Origin of the sequence: Phytohabitans maris (assembly GCF_031085175.1) — a bacterium.
GTDB lineage: Bacteria > Actinomycetota > Actinomycetes > Mycobacteriales > Micromonosporaceae > Phytohabitans > Phytohabitans maris.
On sequence record NZ_JAVHUY010000014.1, the window covers coordinates 131123 to 153895 of the forward strand.

At 73.9% G+C, this 22773-nt stretch carries 23 protein-coding genes and 1 pseudogene; 8 read left to right on the forward strand and 16 right to left on the reverse strand.

The features are described from left to right. Positions 1–102 precede the first annotated feature (102 nt). From RB614_RS16890 to RB614_RS16900, 3 genes are read left to right on the forward strand one after another with little or no spacing between them, the layout of a single operon-like run. Positions 103–2256, forward strand: a complete 2154-nt coding sequence (locus RB614_RS16890) for an MMPL family transporter (protein WP_308713462.1) — start codon at positions 103–105, stop codon at positions 2254–2256. Positions 2257–2261: 5 nt separating this feature from the next. Further along, complete coding sequence (locus RB614_RS16895) at positions 2262–2951, forward strand: response regulator transcription factor (protein ID WP_308713463.1); 690 nt, start codon at positions 2262–2264, stop codon at positions 2949–2951. After that, on the forward strand, positions 2948–3748 hold the full coding sequence (locus RB614_RS16900; protein ID WP_308713464.1) for a sensor histidine kinase: 801 nt from the start codon (positions 2948–2950) through the stop codon (positions 3746–3748). The genes RB614_RS16895 and RB614_RS16900 overlap by 4 nt, the downstream gene beginning before the upstream one ends. Here the strand turns inward: RB614_RS16900 and RB614_RS16905 are convergent. Together RB614_RS16905 and RB614_RS16910 are read right to left on the reverse strand one after the other, a co-directional pair. After that, complete coding sequence (locus RB614_RS16905) at positions 3742–4164, reverse strand: nucleoside deaminase (RefSeq protein WP_308713465.1); 423 nt, start codon at positions 4162–4164, stop codon at positions 3742–3744. The genes RB614_RS16900 and RB614_RS16905 overlap by 7 nt on opposite strands. Then, positions 4161–4358, reverse strand: coding sequence for a hypothetical protein (locus RB614_RS16910; RefSeq protein WP_308713466.1), 198 nt, complete (start codon positions 4356–4358; stop codon positions 4161–4163). The genes RB614_RS16905 and RB614_RS16910 overlap by 4 nt, the downstream gene beginning before the upstream one ends. 132 nt (positions 4359–4490) lie before the next feature. Here RB614_RS16910 and RB614_RS16915 point away from each other — a divergent pair, with 132 nt between their 5' ends. Then, the gene (locus RB614_RS16915; RefSeq protein ID WP_308713467.1) at positions 4491–5582 is read left to right on the forward strand and encodes a coiled-coil domain-containing protein; all 1092 of its coding nucleotides are present in this window, start codon (positions 4491–4493) and stop codon (positions 5580–5582) included. 271 nt (positions 5583–5853) lie between these two features. Further along, the gene (locus RB614_RS16920; protein WP_173036160.1) at positions 5854–6198 is read left to right on the forward strand and encodes an RNA polymerase-binding protein RbpA; all 345 of its coding nucleotides are present in this window, start codon (positions 5854–5856) and stop codon (positions 6196–6198) included. A gap of 164 nt (positions 6199–6362) precedes the next feature. Here the strand turns inward: RB614_RS16920 and RB614_RS16925 are convergent, their stop codons facing one another. After that, the gene (locus RB614_RS16925) at positions 6363–6821 is read right to left on the reverse strand and encodes an FxsA family protein (protein WP_308713468.1); all 459 of its coding nucleotides are present in this window, start codon (positions 6819–6821) and stop codon (positions 6363–6365) included. Between RB614_RS16925 and RB614_RS16930 the strand changes: the two genes are divergently transcribed. Further along, a complete protein-coding gene (locus RB614_RS16930) occupies positions 6809–7255 on the forward strand; it encodes a transposase (protein WP_308713469.1) in 447 nt (148 codons plus the stop codon). The genes RB614_RS16925 and RB614_RS16930 overlap by 13 nt on opposite strands. 456 nt (positions 7256–7711) lie before the next feature. Here the strand turns inward: RB614_RS16930 and RB614_RS16935 are convergent, their stop codons facing one another. From RB614_RS16935 to kdd, 9 genes and pseudogenes are all read right to left on the reverse strand, one after another. Next, complete coding sequence (locus tag RB614_RS16935) at positions 7712–8476, reverse strand: arylamine N-acetyltransferase family protein (RefSeq protein ID WP_308713470.1); 765 nt, start codon at positions 8474–8476, stop codon at positions 7712–7714. Next, a complete protein-coding gene (lnt, locus tag RB614_RS16940) occupies positions 8469–10073 on the reverse strand; it encodes an apolipoprotein N-acyltransferase (RefSeq protein WP_308713527.1) in 1605 nt (534 codons plus the stop codon). Before lnt ends, RB614_RS16935 begins: the two co-directional genes overlap by 8 nt. 499 nt (positions 10074–10572) lie before the next feature. Beyond that, positions 10573–10896, reverse strand: a complete 324-nt coding sequence (locus RB614_RS44305; protein WP_428983029.1) for a glutamate mutase L — start codon at positions 10894–10896, stop codon at positions 10573–10575. Positions 10897–11067: 171 nt separating this feature from the next. Next, positions 11068–12003: pseudogene (locus RB614_RS16945) on the reverse strand (glutamate mutase L); the annotation flags it as partial. Next, positions 12000–12365 carry a 3-aminobutyryl-CoA ammonia lyase gene (gene kal, locus RB614_RS16950; RefSeq protein WP_308713472.1) on the reverse strand — a complete coding sequence of 122 codons (366 nt, stop codon included), beginning with the start codon at positions 12363–12365 and terminating at the stop codon, positions 12000–12002. The pseudogene RB614_RS16945 and the gene kal, both read right to left, overlap by 4 nt. Then, on the reverse strand, positions 12362–13129 hold the full coding sequence (gene kamE, locus RB614_RS16955; protein WP_308713473.1) for a lysine 5,6-aminomutase subunit beta: 768 nt from the start codon (positions 13127–13129) through the stop codon (positions 12362–12364). The genes kal and kamE overlap by 4 nt, the downstream gene beginning before the upstream one ends. Next, positions 13126–14673, reverse strand: coding sequence for a lysine 5,6-aminomutase subunit alpha (gene kamD, locus RB614_RS16960; RefSeq protein ID WP_308713474.1), 1548 nt, complete (start codon positions 14671–14673; stop codon positions 13126–13128). The genes kamE and kamD overlap by 4 nt, the downstream gene beginning before the upstream one ends. Before the next feature lie 100 nt (positions 14674–14773). Next, a complete protein-coding gene (locus tag RB614_RS16965; RefSeq protein WP_308713475.1) occupies positions 14774–16324 on the reverse strand; it encodes an amidohydrolase in 1551 nt (516 codons plus the stop codon). Continuing rightward, positions 16321–17325, reverse strand: a complete 1005-nt coding sequence (gene kdd, locus RB614_RS16970) for an L-erythro-3,5-diaminohexanoate dehydrogenase (RefSeq protein WP_308713528.1) — start codon at positions 17323–17325, stop codon at positions 16321–16323. Before kdd ends, RB614_RS16965 begins: the two co-directional genes overlap by 4 nt. Positions 17326–17390: 65 nt before the next feature. On the opposite strand from kdd, the gene RB614_RS16975 reads away from it, so the two are divergent. Further along, entirely contained in the window at positions 17391–18728 is a 1338-nt protein-coding gene (locus RB614_RS16975) for a KamA family radical SAM protein (protein ID WP_308713476.1), read from the forward strand. 49 nt (positions 18729–18777) lie between these two features. Here the strand turns inward: RB614_RS16975 and RB614_RS16980 are convergent, their stop codons facing one another. Next, entirely contained in the window at positions 18778–18972 is a 195-nt protein-coding gene (locus tag RB614_RS16980) for a CsbD family protein (protein ID WP_308713477.1), read from the reverse strand. 220 nt (positions 18973–19192) lie between these two features. Between RB614_RS16980 and RB614_RS16985 the strand changes: the two genes are divergently transcribed. After that, the gene (locus tag RB614_RS16985) at positions 19193–19759 is read left to right on the forward strand and encodes a histidine phosphatase family protein (protein WP_308713529.1); all 567 of its coding nucleotides are present in this window, start codon (positions 19193–19195) and stop codon (positions 19757–19759) included. On the opposite strand, the gene RB614_RS16990 is transcribed toward RB614_RS16985, so the two are convergent. The 3 genes from RB614_RS16990 to RB614_RS17000 form a co-directional block, all read right to left on the reverse strand. Then, a complete protein-coding gene (locus tag RB614_RS16990) occupies positions 19737–20195 on the reverse strand; it encodes an Lrp/AsnC family transcriptional regulator (protein ID WP_308713478.1) in 459 nt (152 codons plus the stop codon). The genes RB614_RS16985 and RB614_RS16990 overlap by 23 nt on opposite strands. 176 nt (positions 20196–20371) lie before the next feature. Beyond that, positions 20372–21562: an acyl-CoA dehydrogenase family protein gene (locus RB614_RS16995; RefSeq protein WP_308713479.1), complete on the reverse strand. Its 1191-nt coding sequence runs from the start codon at positions 21560–21562 to the stop codon at positions 20372–20374. An 84-nt stretch (positions 21563–21646) separates the two neighbouring features. Then, complete coding sequence (locus RB614_RS17000; protein ID WP_308713480.1) at positions 21647–22762, reverse strand: M24 family metallopeptidase; 1116 nt, start codon at positions 22760–22762, stop codon at positions 21647–21649. Positions 22763–22773 lie beyond the last annotated feature (11 nt).

Consider the following 22773-nt stretch of genomic DNA (forward strand, 5'->3'; position numbering starts at 1 on the left):
GGGACGAACGCTCAGGCAACCGTCAGGTTGGTGGGCGGCGGACCGTCAGCCACCGGCGGTGCGATGGGGGCTCCTCGACCCACGACCACGGGAGTCCACCGCATGGCCGCATCGCTCTACCGGCTCGGTGCCTGGGCGCACCGGCGGCGCCGGCTCGTCCTGGTGGCCTGGCTGGCCGTCCTCGCCGCCGGCGCGCTCGCCGCCACCGCCGGCGGCTCGTACCAGGACGACTTCTCGATCCCCGGCTCGCGCGCCCAGCGGACCCTGGACACCGTCGACGAGCGGTTCCCGGCCACGGCCGGCACCTCGGCGCAGGTGGTGTTCGTCGCCCCCGCCGGCCAGCGGGTCGCGCGGCACCGGGCCGTCATTGAGCGAACCCTGGCCGCCGCCGCCAAGGTGCCGCAGGTGGCCGGGGTGGTGGACCCGTTCGCCGCCAACCTGGTCTCGCCGGACGGCCGGGTCGCCCTGGCCACGGTGGACTACCAGCGGGAGCGCGCCGACCTGGCGGACGGTTCCCTCGACGCGCTGCGGGAGGTGTTCGGGCCGGCCCGGGCGGCCGGGCTGCGGGTGGAGCTCGGCGGGCCGGCGTACACCGACGCCGAGGAGGGTCAGGGCACCGAGGCCGCCGGCCTGCTGATCGCGCTGGTCGTGCTGGTCATCACGTTCGGTTCGCTGGTGGCGGCCGGGCTGCCGCTGCTCACCGCGCTGCTCGGGGTGGGCGCGACGGTCGCCGGCCTGGCCGCGGTCACCGGCGTGCTGACGTTGCCGACGACCGCGCCGGCCCTGGCCCTGATGCTCGGGCTGGCGGTCGGCATCGACTACGCGCTGTTCATCGTCGCGCGGCACCGGTCGCAGCTGGCGTCCGGCCTGAGCGTGGCGCAGTCCGCGGCCCGCGCGGTCGGCACGGCCGGTACCGCCGTGGTCTTCGCCGGTCTCACCGTGGTCATCGCCCTGGCCGGGCTGGCCGTCGTCCGGATCCCGTTCCTGACCGCGATGGGACTGGCCGCGGCCGCCGCCGTGGTCGTCGCGGTGCTGGTCGCGGTCACCCTGATCCCGGCCGTGCTGGGGCTGGCCGGGGAGCGGCTGCGCCCGAAGCCCGGCTCGCGGACCGTCCGGCGCGAGGCCGCGGACGCCCGCCCCACGATGGGCGAACGCTGGGTCCGGCTGGTCACCCGCCGGCCGCTGGTCACCACCCTCGCCGTCGTCGCGGCGCTCGGCGTGCTGGCCGTACCGGCGGCGGGGTTGCGGCTCGCGCTGACCGACAACGGTTCGGCTCCGGCGGGCAGCACGCAGCGGCAGGCGTACGACCTGACGGCCGAGGCGTTCGGACCGGGCTTCAACGGCCCGCTGCTGGTCCTGGCCGACCTGGCGGACGAACCCGACAAGCGGGCCGCCGCCACGGCGCTGGCCGGCAAGCTCGGCGCGGTGGACGGGGTGGCCGCCACCGGACGCCCGCAGCTGTCGGCCGACGGCCGGTACGCGCTGCTGACGGTGATCCCGCGGACCGGGCCGCAGGACGAACGCACCGAACGGGTGGTGGCCGACCTGGAGGCCGCCGGCGGGCCGTCGGTGGGGGTGACCGGTGTGACCGCGATCGGCATCGACATCTCCGAGCTGCTGAGCGCGTCGCTCGTACCCTTCGCTCTGCTCGTCGTGGGTCTGGCGTTCCTGCTGCTGATGGTGGCCTTCCGGTCGCTGGTGGTGCCGCTGAAGGCGACGGCGGGTTTCCTGCTGTCGGTCGGCGCGACGCTCGGCGCGGTGGTCGCGGTGTTCCAGTGGGGCTGGTTCGCCGACGCGGTCGGGGTGCCGCGCACCGGGCCGGTGATCAGCTTCATGCCGATCATCCTGATGGCGGTGCTGTTCGGCCTGGCGATGGATTACGAGGTCTTCCTGGTCAGCCGGATGCACGAGGAGTACGCCCGGGGCGGCGACCCGGGACGCGCGGTCACCCGCGGGTTCCGGGCCTCGGCGCGGGTGGTCGCGGCCGCCGCCCTGATCATGGTCTCGGTCTTCGCGGGCTTCATCCCGGGTGGCGACGCCACGCTGAAGCCGATCGCCTTCGCGCTCACGGTGGGCGTGCTGCTGGACGCGTTCCTGATCCGGATGACGCTCGTACCGGCGGTGCTGGCGCTGGCCCGGCACGGCGGCTGGTGGCTGCCGCGGTGGCTCGACCGGCTGCTGCCCGACCTCGACGTGGAGGGTGCGCGGCTGGGCGGGCCGGCGCCCGCTACGGCGGAGAGCGTGATGGTGAGATAGGACGCGTGGACAGGATCCTGGTGGTGGACGACGATCCGGGGCTGCGCGAGCTGCTGCTGTCCGCGCTGCGGTTCGCCGGGTTCGAGGTCGAGGCGGCCGCCGACGTGCCGGCCGCCCTGGCCGCGATCCGGGCCCGCCCGCCCGACGCGGTCGTGCTGGACGTGATGCTGCCCGGCACGGACGGCTTCGACCTGCTGCACCTGCTGCGTACGCGCGGCGTCCACGTACCGGTGATGTTCCTGACCGCCCGCGACGAGCTCGACGACCGGGTACGCGGGCTGCGCCTGGGCGGCGACGACTACCTCACCAAGCCGTTCAACGTGGTGGAGGTCGCCGCGCGGCTGGAGGCGCTGCTGCGGCGGGCCCGGCGGGTGCCGCCGGAGGTACCGGAGGGGGTGCTGCGCTGCGGCGACCTGGAGATGGACGAGGCCCGGCACGTGGTGACCCGGGGCGGGCGTCCGGTCGAGCTGTCCCCCACCGAGTTCCGGCTGCTGCGCTACCTGCTGGCCAACAGCGGGCGGGTGGTCTCCAAGGCGCAGATCCTGGACCACGTCTGGCAGTACGACTTCGGCGGCGACGCGGGCGTGGTCGAGCGGTTCGTCTCCAACCTCCGCCGCAAGATCGACTTTGGTGGGCCGTCGCTGATCCACACCGTGCGGGGGTTCGGGTACAGCCTGCGGCCGGTGCCGCGATGAACCGTTCCTCGCGGTGGCGGCTGGCCTTGATCGCGCTGCTGGCCGGCCCGGAAGCCGCGGTCGCCGTGGCGGTCAAGCAGGCGTTCGACGCCCAGCGGCGGGCCGAGGAGCGGCTGCGCAGCTTCGTCGCCGACGCCAGCCACGAGCTGCGTACGCCGCTGACGACGATGCACGGCTGGATCGACCTGTACGTGCAGGGCGGCCTGCGCGACCCCGACCAGCTCGACCACGCCATGGAACGGATGCAGGCCGAGGTGGGCCGGATGCGGCTGCTCGTCAACGAACTGGCGCTGCTGGCCCACCTCGACGCGGCCCGGCCGCTGGACCGCGCTCCGGTCGACGTGGTCGCGCTGGCCGGCGAGGTGGTGGACGACGCCCGGGTGGTCAGCGCCGACCGCGCCATCACCCTGGACGGCGTCGCCGAGGCGGTCGTCGACGGGGACGGCCCGCGCATCCAGCAGGTGCTGCGCAACCTCGTCGGCAACGCGGTGCAGCACACCCCGCCCGGCACGCCGGTCACCGTCACCGTCACCGCCGGCGAGGGCGAGGGCGAGGTGGTCGTGGCGGTACGCGACGCGGGGGACGGGATCGCGGCGGAGCATCTGCCGCGCGTGTTCGAGCGTTTCTACCGCGCCGATCCCAGCCGCGGCCGTGACGGCGGCGGCTCGTCCGGTCTGGGGCTGGCGATCGTGGAGGCGATCGTGACCGCGCACGGCGGCACCGCCGGGGTCACCTCGGCGCCCGGGCGGGGCACCACCGTGCGGGTCACGTTCCCGCTGCCGGACCGCGGTCAGTAGTAGCCGGCGACGACCGCGCTGGCCTCGTCGTACAGGGCCGGGCCCTCCTGCGGCACCAGCGGCCAGCCGCCGCCGGGCTTGAGGGCGTCGAGCTGCTCGCCGGCCAGGGCGAACACGACCCGGCCCAGCCCGGACCGGACGATCGCGCCGCCGCACATCGGGCAGGGCTGGCAGCTGGTGTACATCGTGGTGGCCGCCGCCGTCTCCGCGTCGAGGTGCCGGGCGGCCCAGCGGGCGAGCTTGAGCTCGGGGTGGGCGGTGATGTCGTCGTCGGTGATGCTGGAGTTGCGCTCCTCGGCGAGCACCTCGCCGCCCGGCCCGACCAGCAGCGACCCGAACGGTGGGTCGCCGCCGCGCCGCGCCTCGGCGGCGAGGGCGATGGCGCGGCGCAGGAAGGCTTCGGCGTCGGGGGTCACGGGTCACTCCGTTCGGTCAGTTCGGTGAACGCGGCCAGCTCCCGCCCGTCGGCCGCGTAGGCGGTGAGCCGGCCGTGGGTGAGGTTGGCGCTGCGAAACGAGAACTCCCGCGGCCCGGGCGCCACCACCGCCAGCAGCGGGATCGTGCGGGCCGCCCCACACTCCCGCCGCCCCGCGCCCGACCACGCTGCCACCGTAGCGTCCTCTGGCCCCACCCGGGGTGAGGCCATACGGTCACGGCGTGGGAGACGGTGGGAGTACATGAAACGCGCCTTCGCCGTGGGATGCCGGCCTTGGCCGCGTTTCGGCACTAGACTGCGGGCCCGATGGACGCTCCTGTCGAGACCCGCCCCTGTACGCACTGCGGCAAGCCGGTGCCGCAGCGGGCCAGCGCCGGCCGGCCGTTCCGGTACTGCCGCGACAACGACGGCGCCTGCCAGAAGGCCTCCCGCAACGTCCGGATGCGGCACCGCAACGCGCCCGGCCTGGCCGGGCAGGTGTCCCGGGCCTGGGAGGTGGTCGACCGGCTCGACCAGGCGGTGGAGACGCTGACCGAGGCGCTGCACGCCGAGCTCTCCCCGGCCGGCGTCGACCGGCAGGTCGCCGAGGTGCGGGCGGAGGCGGCCGCCGAGATCGCCGCCGCCCAGGCCGAACGCGACGAGGCCCGCCGCGACGCCGACGGCGCCGCCGAGCGGCTCGCCCGGGCGCAGCAGGAGCGGGCCACCGCCGTACACGAGAAGGAGCGTGCCCGCACCGCGCAGGGCGAGGCGGCGCGGGCCGCCGCGACGGCGGGTGAGCTGGCCGCGGCGGCCGAGGCGGCACGGGAGCAGGCCCAGCGGGCGGCGACCGCGGCGGACGCGCTGCGGCTGCAGGCCGAGCGGGACCGGGACGCGGCCCGGGCGGAGGCGGCGACGCTACGGCAGGAACGTGACGTGGATCGCCACCAGCTCGCCGAGACCATCCGCGAGCGGGACGCGATGCGCGTCCACGCCGAGCAGGTGTCCCGGGCGGCGGCGGAGGCGGTGGAGCAGGCCGACGCGTTCCGGGCCGAGAGCGAGGCGGCGGCCGCGGCGGCCGGGCAGGCCCGCTCCGAGGCGCAGACGGCGCGGTCGGCGGCCGAGGGCTTCCGGGCCGAGGCGGAGGCCGCGAACGCCGCCGCCGAGCAGTCCCGCGCCCGCCTCGCCGCCGCCGAGGCGGAGAAAGACCGGATCTCCGCGCAGCTGCGGCTCATCCGCGACAAGGCCACCTCCGCCGAGGGGCGCGCCGCCGACCTGGGGGTACGCCTCACCGCCGCGCTCGCCGAGCGGGACGCCGCCCAGGCCCGGGCGACCCAACTGTCGGCCCAGGTGACCGACCTGGCCTCAGCGCTGGCCAACCTGGCCCCGGCGGGACCAGCCCCCGGCCCCATCAGCGGTTGATCAGGGACCTGGTGGGTGTGTCGCCCGGCGGTTCGCCCACGAACTCCCTGATCGACTCCCTCGAAGGGGTGCGCTGTAGAACGGGAAAATCGGACGAATAGGTCGTAGCTGTCCGAGCGTCACCGCGGTGTCGCTCAACACGAAGATCCACCCGCTACCCTCGATAGCGTTCACCGAGTCGAAACACCTGGGGGCCGGTCGGGAATCGTCCGACCGACCCCTGTCGTTACAAAAGTGAAGACCAGCACCACGACCGAGGGGAAAGCCGATCATGGGCGAGCGCATGCTGCGCGGGAGCCGTCTGGGAGCAGTCAGCTACGAGTCCGACCGCAACACCGAGCTGGCCCCGCGACAGACCCGCGAGTACCTCTGCGCCAAGGGACACCAGTTCGAGGTGCCCTTCGCCGTTGACGCCGAGGTCCCGATGACCTGGGAGTGCAAGTTCGACGGCAGCGTGGCACGCCTGGTGGACGGCAGTGAGCCGGAGCAGAAGAAGGCCAAGCCCCCGCGCACCCACTGGGACATGCTGCTGGAGCGGCGTTCGATCGCCGAGCTCGAGGACATCCTGGCCGAGCGCCTGGAGGAGGTCCGCGCCCGGCGCGGCCGTTCCGCCTGACGCCAACCGCGTCTAATGGCCCCCGCCACTGGCGGGGGCCATTTTCGTGCCATCCGGGCCGGCCCTTGTCACGCCGCTGCTCCCCTCGCTGCGGGACCTCGGTGCCGACCCCGCTGCGAGGCTGCGGACCCCGCTGCGAGGCAAGGAGACGCGCGCCCGGCGGGTCAGACGATCTCGCCTTCGATGGCGTCGTCGGTGTCCGGGGCGCCGCGCTGCACCTTGACCTTGCGCGGGCCGAACAGGTCGCCGGCGACCGCGGCGGAGACGCGCCGCTCGGTCCAGCGCTGCACGCCGCGCCGGGCGACCGAACGCGCCGGCGGGGTGAGCAGGAGCAGGCCGGCCAGGGCGGTCAGGAAGCCGGGCACGGTCAGCAGCACGCCGGCGCCCAGCCCGACGATGCCGTCGATGACCCGCTCGCCCGGGTGCTGGCCGGCGTTGGCGGCGGCGATGAAGCCCCGCCAGGCGCGCATGCCCTCGCGGCGCAGCAGCATCATGCCCAGGAACGAGGCGGCCAGCACCGCCAGCAGCGCCCAGCCGTAGCCGATCCCGGTGCCGACCAGGACGAAGACGACGATCTCCGCGATCGCCACCAGCGGCACGCCCAACGCGATTGCCCGTCCCATCCATCAAGGATGCCACGCTCCGCGCGCCGCGGCCGTCCCCGCGCGGCCGGCTGGCCGAGATCGGCGACGCCCGCGGCCGGTTCCCCACCGCCAACTCCCTGGCCTGCCTAGCCGGCGTGGCCCCGTCCACCCGCGAATCCGGCAGACAACGCATCGTCTCGTTCCGCTGGGCCGTCGACAAACAACTACGCGACGCCGTCTGCGACTTCGCCGGCGACAGCCGCCACGCCAACGCCTGGGCCGCCCAACTCTACGACCGCGCCCGCGCCCGCGGATGCGACCACCCCCACGCGGTCCGCATCCTCGCCCGCGCCTGGCTCGACGTGATCTGGAAATGCTGGACCACCAACACCGCCTACGACCCCGACCAACACCGCGCCCTCCAACACCTGATCAACCCAGACAAAACCAGCAAGACCAACAAGGGAGGTTGACACAGGGCAACTCCCGCGGCCTCACCCTCCGCACTCGGCAACCACACCCCCGGCCCGACGGGCCCGCCCGGGGCGTCAGGGCGGCAATGGCCGTCGATCAAGGACCGAGTCTCTGCTCAGCGGTACTGGAAGTACGTTATGAGGCCGCCATAACGTACTTCCAGTACCGCTGAGCGAACCCACCCTTGGAGTAGATCATCTAGAGGTACAGCGAAGTACATGATCTCCGCCTCGGGCCCATCTCGGCGAGCCGATCATGGGATCGTCCCGGTCGTTCGGGGTGCACACCGAGTGGCATTGGGCCTGGACCACCGCGGCCGCACCCTCCGCGGTTCGTATCCCGCGCCGGTCCGCTGCGGCCCGGGGGTTTCGACGTCGGGTCGCGGAAACGGCCGTGTCGGCCACGGGCCGCCGAACGGTGGCCAGCGAGGGTTCGGGCCATCCGTGGTAGGTCAGCTAGCGCGCCACGCGCGGTACCCGGTCCAGGGCCAGGCCGAAACGCTCCCGGTACGCGGCCAGGACCGCGGCGTCGCCGTCCAGGCGCTGCTCGTCGCGGCCGCCGGCGGGATCGGTGACGATGAGGCGGTCGCCGCTCAACGTCACCCGGCCGCCGTCCGGGGTGAGCATCGAGCAGGTCAGCGAGCGGGTGAAGTGCGCGTCCGGTGAGGTGGACTGCCACCAGCAGGTGGGGGCGAAGTCGGCCAGCTGGTACGGGCGCGGGTCGATCCGGTACTGCGGTTCGCCGTCCAGCACGACCTCGATGTCGCCGACGTCACGCTCGACGAACGTGAACGTCCCCGCCGGATCCAGCCAGGGCGCCGGCGACCGCCACACCATCGGGTAGTGCGCGAACCGGCCGAAGCCCACGTCCACCAGCCACGGCTCGGCCAGCTCCACCCGCAGCACCAGGTGGTCGAAGGGCGGCCCCCACCGGCCGCCGCCCCACACCCGGGCCGAGTGCAGCGTCACCCTGTACCCGAGGGCGGTCAGCAGCTGCGCGAACGCGCCGTTGAGCTCGTAGCAGAACCCGCCCCGCCGCCGCGCCACGATCTTGTCGGGCAGCGTGGCGAGGTCGATCGGCTCGCCGAGGTGGATGGAGAGGTTTTCGAACGGCACCGTCCCCAGGTGCGCCCGCTGCAACACCCGCAGCCCGTCGGCGTCCGGCACCGGGCGGGCGGCGCCGATCCGGGCCAGGTAGGCGTCCACAAGGGAGTCAGCCACGGCGCACCACGACCGCCCCGGCGAGCAACACGATCCCCAGCCCCACCAGCAGCACCTCCGGCCACACGCCCAGCCGGGTCGCGAGCGTGCGCGCGTCGGCGGTGCGCAGCTGGCGTACCACGACCTCCTGGGTGTTGAACCCGGTGTCCTGGTGCACCTTTCCGTCGGCGGTGACGAAGCCGGACACCCCGACGGTCGAGGCCATCAACGACTCCCGGCCGTGCTCGACCGCACGCAGCCGTACCATCGCCATCTGCTGGCGCGCCTCCGCGACGTCGAACGTCGCGTTGTTGGTCTGCACGGCCAGGATCCCGGCGCCGTTGGTGACGGTGTCCCGGACGATGCCGTCGTAGGCGACCTCGAAGCAGATGACGTCGCCGACCGCGACCGGCCCGGTCCGCACGACGCCGGGACGGTCGCCGGCCACCATGTCCGCCACCCGGTCGACCTCCTTGCTGACCAGGCGGGCGACGTCGCGCAGCGGCATGTACTCGGCGAACGGCACCGGATGCCGCTTCACGTACGTCTGGTCCAGGTCGGGGCCGGCGCCGGGCCGCCACAGGATGCCGACGTTGCGGACCTCGCCCGTGGCCGGGCCGCGCAGGATGCCGCCGACCAGGATCGGGGCGCGGATCGCGGCGGCGGCGTCGGAGATGCGGGCGGCGGCGGTGGCGTCGCGCAGCGGGTCGACGTCGCTGGCGTTCTCCGGCCAGACGACCAGGTCCGGCTGCGGCTCCTGCCCGGCGGCGACCCGCCCGGCGAGCGCGATGGTGGCGGTGACGTGGTTTTCCAGGACGGCGCGGCGCTGGGCGTTGAAGTCCAACCCCATCCGGGGCACGTTGCCCTGCACGATGGCGACGGTGACCGGGGCGCCGCCCGGCGTCGCGGTGGGTACGAGCAGCCCGGCGGCGGGCACCGCGACGGCGCCGGCGGCCAGCGCGGCGGCGGAGAGCACCAGCCGGCCGCGGGCCAGGCGGGCCGGCCACAGGTTCCACGGCCGCCAGGCGGCGGTGACCAGCAGCCCGCCGGCGAGCGCCACCCCGAACGTGACCAGCGGCGCCCCACCCAGCGCGGCCAGCCGCACCAGCGGGGAGCCGTCCTGGCTGAACGCGAGCCGCCCCCACGGGAAACCGCCGTACGGGGCGCGGTCGCGCAGCGCCTCCTGCGCCACCCACAGCAGCGCGGTCGCCGGCGGCCACGCCCAGCGGAAGCGGTCGACGAGCGGCGAGACGTAGGCGCCGGCGCCGCCGAGCAGCGCGACGAACGCGGCCTGCAGACCCGACAGCAGCAGCCACGGCGCCAGCCCGGTGTGCAGGTTGGTCCAGCTCAGCAGCATCAGGAACAGCACCAGCCCGGCGAGCGCCCCCAGCCCCAGCCCGGCCCGGAACCGGCGCCGGTGCACGGCCGCGGCCAGCAGCGCGACACCGGCCGGGGCCAGCCACCACACCCCGTAGGTGGGGAAGGACAGCAGCAGCGCCACCCCGGCCGCGACCGCCATCGCCGCGCCCGCGGCCAGCGGGAGGGGATGCGGGGCCTCCCGCCGCTGCGATTCGGGAGAGTCGGCCTCGGACGCCGCAGTCTCGGCGGGCTCCACCATGGTCACCTGCCGAAGCCTAGCGCCCGCGGGCGGCGGGAGCCGGTCGTGGGACGCTGGCGAGCGAAGCGAGCGGGACCAGCCCAGCCCCGCGGGCGGCGACCGCTGGTCCCGGGAACGACGCGACGGGGGCGGGCCGAGACGGAAAATCGGGGCGCCGCCGTAGCGGCACCCCGATGCTCCCAGGCCCTACCCGGGTCCGGTGCGACAGTTGATCTCCACGACCTTCGGACCGACGGGACGAATGCTGGCTGCCCCCGCGCCGCCGTTGTCTACTGGCCGCGGTCACCCCCCTGCCGTAGCACCGACTCAGCTCCTCGGCCGGTCCGCGCCGCCCCGCCGACCCCCGCCCGCTGGACCTGGTGTCGGCTTGCTTGGCCAGCTGGCGAAGGGACGAAGCGAACAACAGCCGCTCCCCGTTGTAGGACCTAAAGACGGTACGTGCCGCCCCCCGTGCGCTGTCAACCACTGCGGCGTGTCGACGCCCGGCGTGTTTCAGCGGTCACCCGCCGCACAGGTGATCATGCAGGAGAGCGAACGCGGCCGCCGGGTGGTCGGCCGCCAGCAGGCCCGCCGCCGCCAGCACACACTCCCGATCGACCACTGTGGCCGCTGCCCGCGGCAGCGGCCACCCGCCGCCGTGGTCGGACAAAACCGCATCGAGTACGCCGCGCGCGTCCCCGGCCGGCGAATGGCGAAGGACACCGCCCGAGCCGACCACCACGGACACCTCGCGCAGGTCCCGCCGCCCGAAGCCGCCCGCCTCCCCGCGCGCGTGCCGCCGCACCGCCACGGTCGCCGCGATGGTGGCGAGCCGCAGGTCCACGCCGGCCGCTGAGCCGCGACTCAAAGCTGACCCACCGCTCAGCGCTGAGCCGCCAGTCAGGCTTGAGCGGCCGGTCAGTGCTGACCCACCGCTCAGGCTCGGGTCACCGGCCGAGGTTGGGTCACCGGCCGGGGTTGATTCGGCGCTCAGGGTTGAGTCGCCGATCAGGGCCGGGTCGGCGGCGCGGAGCCGGGCGGCCTCGGCGAGCGCGGCGTCGTGCGGCAACTTCTCCGCCGCGGCGGCCGCCACGACGCCCGGCGCGCTCCACCGCACGCCCAGGTCCCCTTCGACGGTACGGGCCCGGGGGAGGGTGCCGGCCGCCTCGGCGGGCCGCTCCGCCCCCGGCGGCAGCGCCGAGTACACGTCGGTGGTGGCCCCGCCCACGTCGACCACGAGCAGCCCGCGGCCGGTGCGGTCGGCGAGCAGCTCCACGCCGGCCAGGACCGCGTCCGGGGTCGCCGCCCGCACCAGCCGCGCGAACCGCGCCCCGAACCGCCCGCCGATCACGTGCCGCAGGAACACCTCCCGGATCGCCGCCCGCGCCGGCCCCGCCCGCAGCACACCGATCCGCGGCAGCACATTGTCCACAATGCTCGCTCCACCGAGGACGGCCCCGACCTCGCCGGCGGCGTCCGCGTTGCCGGCCACCACCACCGGTACCCGCCACCGGCTACGGGCCAGCCGCCGCGCGTTGTGCACCAGCACCTCGGCGTCACCGCCGTCCGTACCACCGGCCAGCAGGACCACGTCGGGGCGGGCGGCACGCAGGTCCCGCACCCCCGCGGCGTCCAGCGGCCCGGCGGCGACGTGCACCACACGGGCCCCCGCCGACAGGCCCACCCGGTGTCCCGCCTCCGCGGTGACCAGCCGCTCGAAGCCCACCACCGCGAGCCGCAGACCGCCACCGGCGGACGAACACACGTACCAGGGAATCGACGCGGCCCGCAGCCCCGCGGTGGCGGCCCGGACCGCGGCGCCGAGCCCGGTCATGACATCGGGGACGGTCGTGGGGTGGGCGGCGGTCGCCACCAGCCGGCCGTCGCCGGCGTCGACGACGGCCACCTTCGTGTAGGTGGAGCCGACGTCCGCGCAGGCGACGACGCTCACGGCACGACGACGGTGCCCACGGCGGTGACCGCCACCACCGGCGGGTCGAGCACGGCCGCGCCGGACCCGCCGGACCCGCGGCAGACGACCACGCAGGAGAACTCGAGCGTGCGGCTGCGCGTGCCCACCCGGGTCACGGTGGCGGTGGCCTCCACGACGTCACCGGCCCGCACCGGAGCCCGGAACTGCACGTCCGAATAGGACGCGAACAGCCCCTCGTCGCCGTCCATCCGGATGCACACCTCGGTGGCGACGTCGCCGAAGAGCCCCAGCGCGTACGCCCCGTCGACCAGGTCACCGGCGTAGTGCGCGTTCGCGTACGGCACGTACCGCCGGTGGGTGACCGTCAGCCCGACGCTCACGCCGCCACCACCTTCTTCTCGGCTGCCTTCTTCTCGGCAGCCAGGGCGTGCACCAGGTAGCTGGCCACCTCCCGCGGGGTGGTGCCACGTCCGAAGATCCGATCCACACCCAGCTCCCCGGCCATCATCTCGTCGAAACGCGGCCCACCCGCCACCAGCAGCGGCCGCCGCCCGGCCGGGAACGCCTCACGGAACGCCGCCGACATCTCCCGCACGTTGTGCAGGTGCGCGTCCCGCTGCGTGACCACCTGTGAGACGAGCACCGCGTCGGCCCGCTCCACCCGGGCCGCCTCCACCAGCTCCGGCACCGTCACCTGGGCGCCGAGGTTGAGCACCCGCAGCTCCCGGTAGTACTCCAGACCCTTCTCACCGGCGATCCCCTTGACGTTGAGGATCGCGTCGATCCCCACCGTGTGCGCGTCCGTGCCGATACAGGCGCCGACCACGGACAGCTTGCGCCGCAGCCGCCGCTTCACCGCCGTGTTGACCTCCTTGGCCGACAGCAACGGATAGTCCCGCTCCGCCACCCGCACCGCCCCCAGGTCGACCAGGTGGTGCACCCGCCCGTACACGACGAAGAACGTGTAACCGTCCCCCATCTGCCGCGCGTGCACCAGCATCGCCGGATCCAGACCCATCTTCCCGGCCAACTGCAGCGCCGCCCCCTCGGCCCGCTTGTCGTGCGCCACCGGCAGCGTGAACGACACCTGCACCATCCCGTCCCCGGTCGTATCCCCGTACGGCCGCACGACCCGCCCAGTCACGCCGCCTCCAGAAGCTCGGTCGCCGGGTTGTAGTAGTCGGCCTCGTGGGCGGCCACCCCGTCCAGGCCCTTGCCCCGGTCCGCCGGGCGCTTCATGATGCCGAACGTCCCGTCCGCGATCGCGTCCAGCAGCGAACCCTCGGCGATCCGCCCCAGCAGCGCCACCGCCTCCCGCAACACCTCGTGCGCCCGCCGCTGGATGAACCCACCCGGCGCCGGCACGAAGTCCTCGTGCAAGCCACCGGCCGCGCCCAGCACGTAGCGCACGTTCTGCAGGGCGATGTCCCGGTCGGACAGCCACGGCGTCACCACCGCCTCCGTCATCATCCCCACCAGCAGGATCCCCTGCCCGGTCAGCGCACCCACCAGGTTGAAGAAGCCGTCCAGCAGGTTGCCCCGAAACACGTCACCGGTCATGTGCCGGGTCGGCGGCATCCACTTCAGCGGCGCGTCCGGGAACAGCTCCCGGGCCAGCAGCGCGTGCGCCAGCTCCAACCGGAACGACTCCGGCAGATCCGGGTCGATCTCGAACGCGTGCCCCAGCCCCAGCTGCCAGTCCGCCAACCCCGCCTCGTGCGCGAAGTACTCGTTCAACAACTGGCTGACCGTCACCGTGTGCGCCGCCTCGACCGCGTCCGCTGTCGTCAGGTAGTTGTCCTCACCGGTGTTGATGACGATCCCGGCCCGCGCGTGCACCTGCCGCGAGAAGCGCTGGTCCACGAACGTACGGACCGGGTTGATGTCACGAAACAGGATCCCGTACATCGAGTCGTTCAACATCATGTCCAGCCGCTCCAGCCCGGCCAGCACCGCCATCTCCGGCATGCACAGCCCCGACGCGTAGTTCGTCAGCCGCACGTACCGGCCCAGCTCCCGCGACGTCTCGTCCAGCGCCGCCCGCATCAGCCGGAAGTTCTCCCGCGTCGCATACGTGCCGGCGAACCCCTCCCGCGTCGCCCCCTCCGGCACGTAGTCCAGCAGCGACTGCCCCGTCGACCGGATCACCGCGATCACGTCCGCGCCCGCCCGGGCCGCCGCCTGCGCCTGCGGGATGTCCTCGAAGATGTCACCGGTCGCCACGATCAGGTAGATCCACGGCCGGCGCGGCGCGTCGCCGAGGCGCCTGACCAGCCGCTCCCGCTCGGCCCGCCGCCGGTCCACCAGACGCAGACCGGCCCGCACCTGCCGCAGCGCCGCCCGCCGGGACGCGGCGGCCCGGGCCGGCACCGCGAACCGCACCGAACCGGCCGCCGCCTTCTGCGCCAGCAGCGTCACGTCGTCCAGACCCTCGCGCAGCAGCGCGTCGAACACCGGCAACGCCACCCCGTGCCCCAACCCCACGTCGGCCGCGACCGCGTCGACCAGCCGGTTGACCCACGGGATCCCGTCCGGGTCGGCGCCGGTCACCCCCGCCAGCCGTAGCACCGCCCGCTCCACCGACACCGTCGTGTGCGAGCGCGCCAACTCCACCACGGGCCGCCCGACCTCCGCCGCGAGCGCCCGCGCCCGCGCCACGGTCACTGGATCGAGACCGAGCTTGCCCATGCCGCACCCTCCTGCCCGCTCCCCGGGCTCCGCCCGGAAGACCAGGCCCCTCGTCCGCAACCCGGAAGCGCCTGGTCCCCGGGCGAAGCCCGGGAACATCTCACTCCTCGTAGATGACCCGGCCGCGCAGCACCGTGCGGCGGCACACCGGCAGCTCGTCCAGCACCGGCAACCCGTGCGACAGCCCCGCCGGCACCGACCACACCGCGAACGTCGCCGGCGCACCCGGCACCAGCACCCCCTCCGAGCCCCGCTGGTCGCGACTGCGGGGCTCGCTCCTCGCGCCCTCGATGTCCCTGGGCAACGCCCGCCAACCACCCCGGGTATGCGCCGCGAACGCCGCCCGCACGCTCATCCGGTGCACCGGGTTGAAGTGCCGCACCGCCGCCCGCACACCGCCCCACGGATCCAGCGGCGTCACCGGCGAATCCGACCCGAACGCCAGCGCCACCCCCACCCCGTGCATCGCACCCATCGGGTTCGACTCCAGCGACCGGGCCACCCCCAGCCGCTGCGCGTACATCTGCGACTCCCCACCCCACAACCGGTCGAACGCCGGCTGCATGCTCGCCACGATCCCGTACTCGACGAAACCCGCGATCAGCCGCTTGTTGACGATCTCGGCGTGCTCGACCCGGTGACGGGCATCCCGCAGCCGCTCCACCCCCAGCTTTCGCGCCGCCTCCGCGAACCCGGCCAGCACCGTGCCGATCGCCGCGTCACCGATCGCGTGGAACCCGCCCTGCACCCCGTGCGCCGCGCAGTCCAGCAGATGGTCCCGGACCTGCTCGACGCTCACGTACCCGTGACCACACCCGTCCGTGTCCAGATAGGACTCCGACAGGTGCGCCGTCTGCGAACCCAACGCCCCGTCCGCGAACAGGTCACCCCCGGCACCGACCGCACCGAGCTCCTTCGCCTTCGCCGCCGACAGCAGCTCCCCCCAGTACCCGTACACCTCGGGAAACCCCTGACCGGACAGGGCGAGCAACCCGGTGAAATCCGCCTCCCCCGACGTGCCCGGTCCACCGCACTCGTGCACCGCCGCGATCCCCAACTCCGCCGCCCGCGCCAGCGCCACCCGCTGCGCCCGCCCCCGCTGGACCGCCGGGACCGAGCCGAGCGCCAGCTCCCGCACCACGTGGTGCGCCTCCCGCCGCACCCAACCGGACTCGTCGAAACCCGGCCTACCGCGCGCCGCCGCGAGCAGCGAAGGCGTACAGAGCGCCGAGTGGATCGAGGCCTGCGACAGGTACGCCCGGCGCCCACCCGCGGCCCGCTCCAGCGCCGCCGCCTCCGGCTTGGCCTGGTCGTCCCACGTCGTCTCGTCCCACCCGTGCCCCAGCACCACCGCGTCACCCGGCAGCTTGCCCGCGAACGCCGCCACCGCGGCCAACACCTCGCCCGCCGAACGCGCACCACTCAGGTCGAGCCCGGACAGCGCCAGCCCGGTATCGGTCAGATGCACGTGCGCGTCGACGAACGCCGGCGTGACCAGCGCACCGTCGAGATCCACGGTGACATCGGCGGAAGGGGCCTCGGCGTCCGGCCCGACCCACGCGATCACGCCGTCGCGCGCCAGCAGGGCGGTCGCCGTCGGGTCCGCGGGGCTGTAGACGGACCCGTTCCGGTACAAGGTGGAGTCGCTCATGCGCCCAGTCTGCCCTCGAACAACTCCCGCACGGCTGAGACTTCGCGCACCAGGTCGAGCGCGTACGCCGCGTGCCCCGGCACATACCCGTTGCCGATCAGCATCGTCACGTCCGCCGCCAGCCCCTCCGCGCCCAACGCCGCCGCCGCGAAGCTCGTCGCCATCGAGAAGAACACCACCGTGCCGCCGGCCGCGGTCGCCAGGATCGCCCCGTGCTCGCACCCCGGCACGTCCACGCAGACCACCGTCACGTCCACCGGCTCACCCACCGCCGCCGCGACCGCCACCGGGTCACGGGCGTCCGCGACGACCACCTCGTCGGCCAGGCCGGCACCGCGCAACAGCGCGGCCTCCGCCTCGTCCACGACCACAGCCGTGGTACGGGCAGCGCCCGCGGCCCGGGCCGCGGCCAGTGACAGCGAGCCACTCTTGCCCGCCCCGCCCAGCACCGCCACGGCTCCGCCGGGTCGCACCACCCGCGCCGTCAACGCCGGCGCCCCGCACACGTCCAGCACCGCCAGCGCCAGCCGGGAGTCCAGATCCTCCGGCAGCACCGCCGCCACCGAGCGGGCGAACAGGATCGCGTGCCCCGTACACGGCACCTGCTCACCGCCGCCGTCCCAGGTCGTACCGGCGATGTGCAGCGGGGTGAGCGTGAGCGAGACGAGCGTGGCCACCCGGTCACCGACCTTCAGCCCCAGCGGCGACGCCGGACCCACCTCGTCGACGGTGCCGATCAGCATCCCGCCCGACCCGGTCACCGGATTGTGCATCTTGCCCCGCCGCCCGACGATGTCGAGCACCTCGGCCCGCACCGCCGCACCGTCACCGCCGTGCTTCTCCCGCAGCTGGCGAAAGCTCGCCGCGTCCAGGTTGAGCCGCTCGACCGCGATCCGCACCTCGTCCGCGCCCACCTCCGCACGCGCGTCCAGCCGCTGCGCCGCCTGCGGGAGCACCCCCGCCGGCGCCAGCACGCGATGCAGCCCAACCGGTGAAGTAATCAACCTTGCCCTCTTCCACGGGAAATCTTACGGTAGATTAACTAGATCACAGGATGATTTCTAGCATGGGGGCCGAAGTGGGGCAGCCGTACGAGTACCGCCGCCGCGAGCTCGTGGAGCCCGACTGGGCCCGCTTCCCCGGCTGGCGCGACATCACCCGCGACCAGTGGGAATCCGCCCAATGGCAGCGCGCCCACTGCGTCAAAAATCCCCGACAGCTCCACGCCGTCCTCGGCGACCTGGTCCCCGACGCGTTCTACGACGACCTGGCCACCGACCAGACCCAGCGCGCCACCATGTCGATGCTCGTACCGCCCCAGATGCTCAACACGATGTCGACCGAAGACTTCTACGCCGACCCCATCCGGCGATACATGATCCCGGTCGCCTCCGACCGCCGCACCGACTGGCCCGCACACCCCCACGCCACCCGCGACTCCCTCCACGAGCACGACATGTGGGTCGCCGAAGGCCTCACCCACCGCTACCCCACCAAGGTCCTCGCCGAACTGCTCTCCACCTGCCCCCAGTACTGCGGCCACTGCACCCGCATGGACCTCGTCGGCAACTCCACACCCACCGTCGACAAGCTCAAACTCACCCTCAAACCCACCGACCGGTACGACGCCCACATCACCTACCTGCGCGCCCACCCCGGCGTCCGCGACGTCGTCGTCTCCGGCGGCGACGTCGCCAACATCCCCTGGCGACACCTCGAGTCGTACCTCATGCGCCTGCTCGACATCGAGACCATCCGCGACATCCGCCTCGCCACCAAGGCGCTCATGGGCCTACCGCAGCACTGGCTCCAGCCCGACGTCGTCGAAGGCCTCGAACGCGTCGCCCGCACCGCCGCCCGCCGCGGCGTCAACCTCGCCATCCACACCCACGTCAACCACGCCAACTCACTCACCCCGCTGGTCGCCCGCGCCGCGCAGACCGCACTCGAAGTGGGCGTACGCGACGTGCGCAACCAGGGCGTGCTCATGCGCGGCGTCAACGCCACCGGCGCCGACCTGCTCGACCTCTGCTTCGCGCTCCAGGGCGAGGCCGGCATCCTGCCCTACTACTTCTACATGTGCGACATGATCCCCAACGCCGAGCACTGGCGGGTACCGGTCTGGCAGGCCCAGGAGCTGCAGCACGACATCATGGGCTACCTGCCCGGCTACGCCACGCCCCGGATCGTCTGCGACGTGCCGCTGGTCGGCAAGCGCTGGGTCCACATGGTCACCGAGTACGACCGCGAGCACGGCATCTCGTACTGGACCAAGAACTACCGCACCTCCATCGAGCCCGAAGACGACGAGGCGCTGGCCCGCCGCTACCCGTACTACGACCCGATCGACACCCTGCCCGAGTCCGGCCAGAAATGGTGGCGCAAGCAGCAACAGGGCGCATAGCGACGCGGGGCGTCCGAAGTGGACACCCCGCGCGCGTCAGCTGGTGGGCTCAGCCCCGAAACGCGTCCCGCGCGTCCTGGCCGGCGTCCTTCACGTGCTCACCGGCCTGCTTGGCCCTGGCCGTCGCCCGCTCACCGGCGCCCTCGGCCCGCATGCTCTCGTTGTCCGTGGCGTCGCCGATGCGCTCCTTGACGGTGCCCTTCAGCTCCTCGGCCTTGTTACGCGCCTTATCCGCGAAGCTCATCGTCAGTCCTCCTAGGTAGTTCACCTCTGACCTTGAGGTGTCCTCTCCCCCGACGTTGAAGCCGGTCTTTGTGCGCGGTGGCACACCCCGTAAGGCATCCTAGGAAGCTAGGTACGGTCCGTAGGCGCGATCCAGGAGCAGGTCACATCCTGTAGGGCGTCCTAGGAGGCTAGGTGGTCAGGTGGCGGCGCCGGAGAAGGGGCTCTGGTTGACTGTGCGGGTGGGGGAAGTCGTTCTCGTGCGCCACGGGCAGACCGAGTGGAGCGCGGCGCACCGGCACACGTCGTACACGGACATCGACCTGACGCCCGACGGGGTGGAACAGGCCCGGGTCATCGGGCGCCGCCTCGCCGGCCGGGCGTTCGTGGCGGTGTTCTGCAGCCCGCGCAAGCGGGCCCTGCGCACCGCGGAGCTGGCCGGCCTCACCGTGAGCGAGGTGGACGCCGACCTGGTGGAGTGGGACTACGGGGAGTACGAGGGGATCACCACCGGCGAGATCCACCGCACCCGCGATCCACATTGGAACCTCTGGACCGACGGCTGCCCCGGCGGCGAGTCCCCCGACCAGGTGGGCGCGCGCCTGGACCGGGTCCTGGCCAAGGCGCGCGTGGCCGCCGAGCGGGGCGACGTGGCGCTGGTCGGGCACGGGCACGCGCTGCGGGTCGCCGGCGCGCGCTGGGTGGAGCTACCCCCGAGCGGGGGCGGCAAGCTGCGGCTGGACACCGCCACGGTCTCGGTCCTGGGATACGAGCACCGCCGCCCGGTCATCCACCACTGGAACTCGTGACCCGCGGCGGCCGCCCCTCGTAGGGGGTGGAGAGGACGACGGTGGTGCGGGTGGTGACGTTCGCCGCGGTGCGGATCTGCTGCAGCAGCCGCTCCAGCGCGGCCGGGCTGGCGACCCGCACCAGCAGCAGGTAGAAGTCCTCCCCCGCCACCGAGTAGCAGGAGTCGATCTCCGGCAGGTGGGCCAGCCGGTCCGGCGCGTCGTCGGGCTGCGACGGGTCGAGCGGGCGGATCGCGATGAACGCGGTCAGCGGCAGCTCCAGCGCCTCGTACGACACGCGGGCGCCGTAGCCCTTGATGACGCCGCGCTGCTCCAGCCGCCGCACCCGCTGGTGCACCGCCGACACCGACAGCCCCACCCGCTCCGCCAGGTCCGTGTACGACAGGCGGCCGTCAGCGGTCAACGCCGCGACGATGGCGCGGTCGATCTCCTCCACGGCGAGAAAACTACACCGCCGCGAGGTGTCGAACGGCCCGCGGCGCGCTTCGTCGACCCGACAGTCGCCGCGCGCCGAGGCGGCGGGACAGCAGCTCCCGTTCGGCCGGATTGGTGGCCAGCGCGAGCGCCCGCCGCGGTGCCCGCTGGCGCGGACCGGGGCACATCCGTCCGGGGTTACAGGGACTTGGCGACGACCAGGCGCTGGATCTGGTTGGTGCCCTCGACGATCTGCAGGACCTTGGCCTCGCGCATGTACCGCTCGACCGGGTGGTCCGCCACGTAGCCGTAGCCGCCCAGGACCTGGACGGCGTCGGTGGTGACGCGCATCGCGGTGTCGGTGGCGAAGAGCTTGGCCTTGGCGGCCTCGGCCGAGTACGGGCGGCCGGCGTCCTTGAGCCGCGCGGCGGCCAGGACCAGGGCCCGCGCGGCGGCGATGCCGGTCGCGGCGTCGGCCAGCATGAAGCGGATTCCCTGGAAGTCCAGGATGGACCTGCCGAACTGCTCGCGTTCGCGGGCGTAGGCCACGGCGTAGTCGAGCGCGCCCTGGGCCAGGCCGACCGCGCACGCCGCGATGCCGAGCCGGCCGGAGTCGAGCGCCTCCATAGCGATCTTGAAGCCACCACCCAACGGGCCGACCAGGCGGTCGGCGGGGACGGGGGCCGCGTCGAAGGCGATCTGGGCGACCGGCGACGAGCGCAGGCCCATGGTCTTCTCCGGCGCCTGCGGCGCGATGCCGGGCGTGGCCGCGTCGGCGAGCAGGCAGGAGATGCCGGCCGCGCCCGGGATGTACCTGATGGCGCCCGCTGCGCCCTCCTCGGACCGGCGGTCGCCGCCGTCCGGGACCCCGGTGCGGCAGAAGACGTTGTAGAAGTCGGCCGCCGCGGCGTGTGTGATCCAGGCCTTGGTGCCGGTGACCAGGTACGTCTCGCCGTCGAGGACCGCCTTCGTGGCCAGCGACGCGGCGTCGGAACCGCCCTGCGGCTCGCTCAGGCAGTACGCGCCGAGCAGCTCGCCGCCGAGCATGTCGGGCAGGAGCTTGCGCAGCTGCTCGCCGCCGTGCGCGTACACCGGATAGCAGGACAGCGTGTGCACGCTGACCGCCTCCGCGACGGCCAGCCACCGGCTGGCCAGCAGCTCGACCACCTGGAGGTAGACCTCGTACGGCTGGCCGGCGCCGCCGACCTCCTCCGGGTACGGCAGGCCGAGCAGGCCGGCGCGGCCGATCGTGCGGATCACCTCGCGCGGGAACTCGCCGCGCGCCTCGAAGTCGTCCACCCGCGGGGCCAGCTCGCCGTCGGCCAGCTCACGGGTGAGTTCCAGCAGCTCGTACGCCTCGGGGGTGGGTAGGAGACGATCCATGCCCACAAGCTTAACGGTCGTTAGGGTCACCGCTCCACAAACACGGGTCACGGCTCGACAAACGCGGGTTACAGCTCCACCACCGCGGGGCTACAGCTCCACCAACGCGGTGGAAAGCGTGTTGAGGCGCTCGACGCCGCCGGCCGTGCAGACCACGATGTCTTCGATCCGCGCCCCGTGCCGCCCGTCGAGGTAGATGCCGGGCTCCACCGAGAACGCCATGCCCGGCTCCAGCGGCAGCCCGTTGCCGGCCACGATGTACGGCTCCTCGTGCCCGTCCAGCCCGATCCCGTGGCCGGTGCGGTGCAGGAACGCCTCCCCGTACCCGGCCTCGGCGATCGGCGCGCGGGCCGCCGCGTCGACGGACCGCGCCGGCACGCCCGGGCGGACCGCGGCGACCGCCGCCCGCTGGGCCGCGTGCAGCACCTCGTAGTACGCGGCGAAGTCGGCCGGCGGCGAGCCCACGACGTAGGTCCTGGTCGAGTCGGAGCAGTAGCCGGAGGGCATCGTGCCGCCGATGTCGACGACCACCGGATCGCCCGGCGCGACCACCCGGTCGGAGGTGGCGTGGTGCGGGCTGGCGCCGTTCGGACCGGAGGCGACGATCACGAAGTCGACGGTCTCGTGGCCGGCCTCCCGGATCGCCCGCGCGATGTCCGCGCCCACCTCGGCCTCGGTGCGGCCGGCCCGCAGCCACTCGCCCATCCGGGCGTGCACCGCGTCGATCGCCGCGCCGGCCTCGCGCAGCGCCGCCACCTCCGCCGGCGTCTTGCGCATCCGCAGCGGCGCGAGGACCTCGCTGGCCAGCCGCTGCGCCGCCGCCGGCAGCGCCGCGCGCAGGGCCAGGACCTGCGCGGCCCACATCCGGTCCGCCAGGCCGACGGCACGTGCCGGTCCGCCGAGCGCCCGCTTCACCAGGGGGTACGGGTCGTCGCCGTCCTGGTGGTCGACGATGGCGACTCCCGTGCCGGGTGCCGGCGACGCCTCGGCCGCGGGGCGCTCCAGGCGCGGCACGATCAGCGTGGCCCGCCCCTGCGCCGGCAGCACGAGGCAGGTCAGCCGCTCCAGGGCGTGGGCGTGGTAGCCGGTCAGGTAGCGCAGGTCGGAGCCGGGGGTGAGCAGGAGCGCGTCGAGCCCCGCCGCGGCGACCGCCCGCTGGGCGTGGGCAAGGCGTTCCGGCGGGTACAGCGCGGGTGGGTAGAGCACGAGCCGAGCGT

What these genes read in the sequence shown, in the direction of transcription:
- RB614_RS16890 (WP_308713462.1), top strand. Translation starts at nt 103, where the DNA reads ATGGCCGCATCGCTCTACCGGCTCGGTGCCTGGGCGCACCGGCGGCGC.
- RB614_RS16900 (WP_308713464.1), top strand. Translation starts at nt 2,948, where the DNA reads ATGAACCGTTCCTCGCGGTGGCGGCTGGCCTTGATCGCGCTGCTGGCC.
- RB614_RS16915 (WP_308713467.1), top strand. Translation starts at nt 4,491, where the DNA reads ATGGACGCTCCTGTCGAGACCCGCCCCTGTACGCACTGCGGCAAGCCG.
- RB614_RS16920 (WP_173036160.1), top strand. Translation starts at nt 5,854, where the DNA reads ATGGGCGAGCGCATGCTGCGCGGGAGCCGTCTGGGAGCAGTCAGCTAC.
- RB614_RS16925 (WP_308713468.1), bottom strand. Translation starts at nt 6,821, where the DNA reads ATGGGACGGGCAATCGCGTTGGGCGTGCCGCTGGTGGCGATCGCGGAG.
- lnt (WP_308713527.1), bottom strand. Translation starts at nt 10,073, where the DNA reads ATGGTGGAGCCCGCCGAGACTGCGGCGTCCGAGGCCGACTCTCCCGAA.
- kamD (WP_308713474.1), bottom strand. Translation starts at nt 14,673, where the DNA reads ATGGGCAAGCTCGGTCTCGATCCAGTGACCGTGGCGCGGGCGCGGGCG.
- RB614_RS16965 (WP_308713475.1), bottom strand. Translation starts at nt 16,324, where the DNA reads ATGAGCGACTCCACCTTGTACCGGAACGGGTCCGTCTACAGCCCCGCG.
- RB614_RS16975 (WP_308713476.1), top strand. Translation starts at nt 17,391, where the DNA reads ATGGGGGCCGAAGTGGGGCAGCCGTACGAGTACCGCCGCCGCGAGCTC.
- RB614_RS16980 (WP_308713477.1), bottom strand. Translation starts at nt 18,972, where the DNA reads ATGAGCTTCGCGGATAAGGCGCGTAACAAGGCCGAGGAGCTGAAGGGC.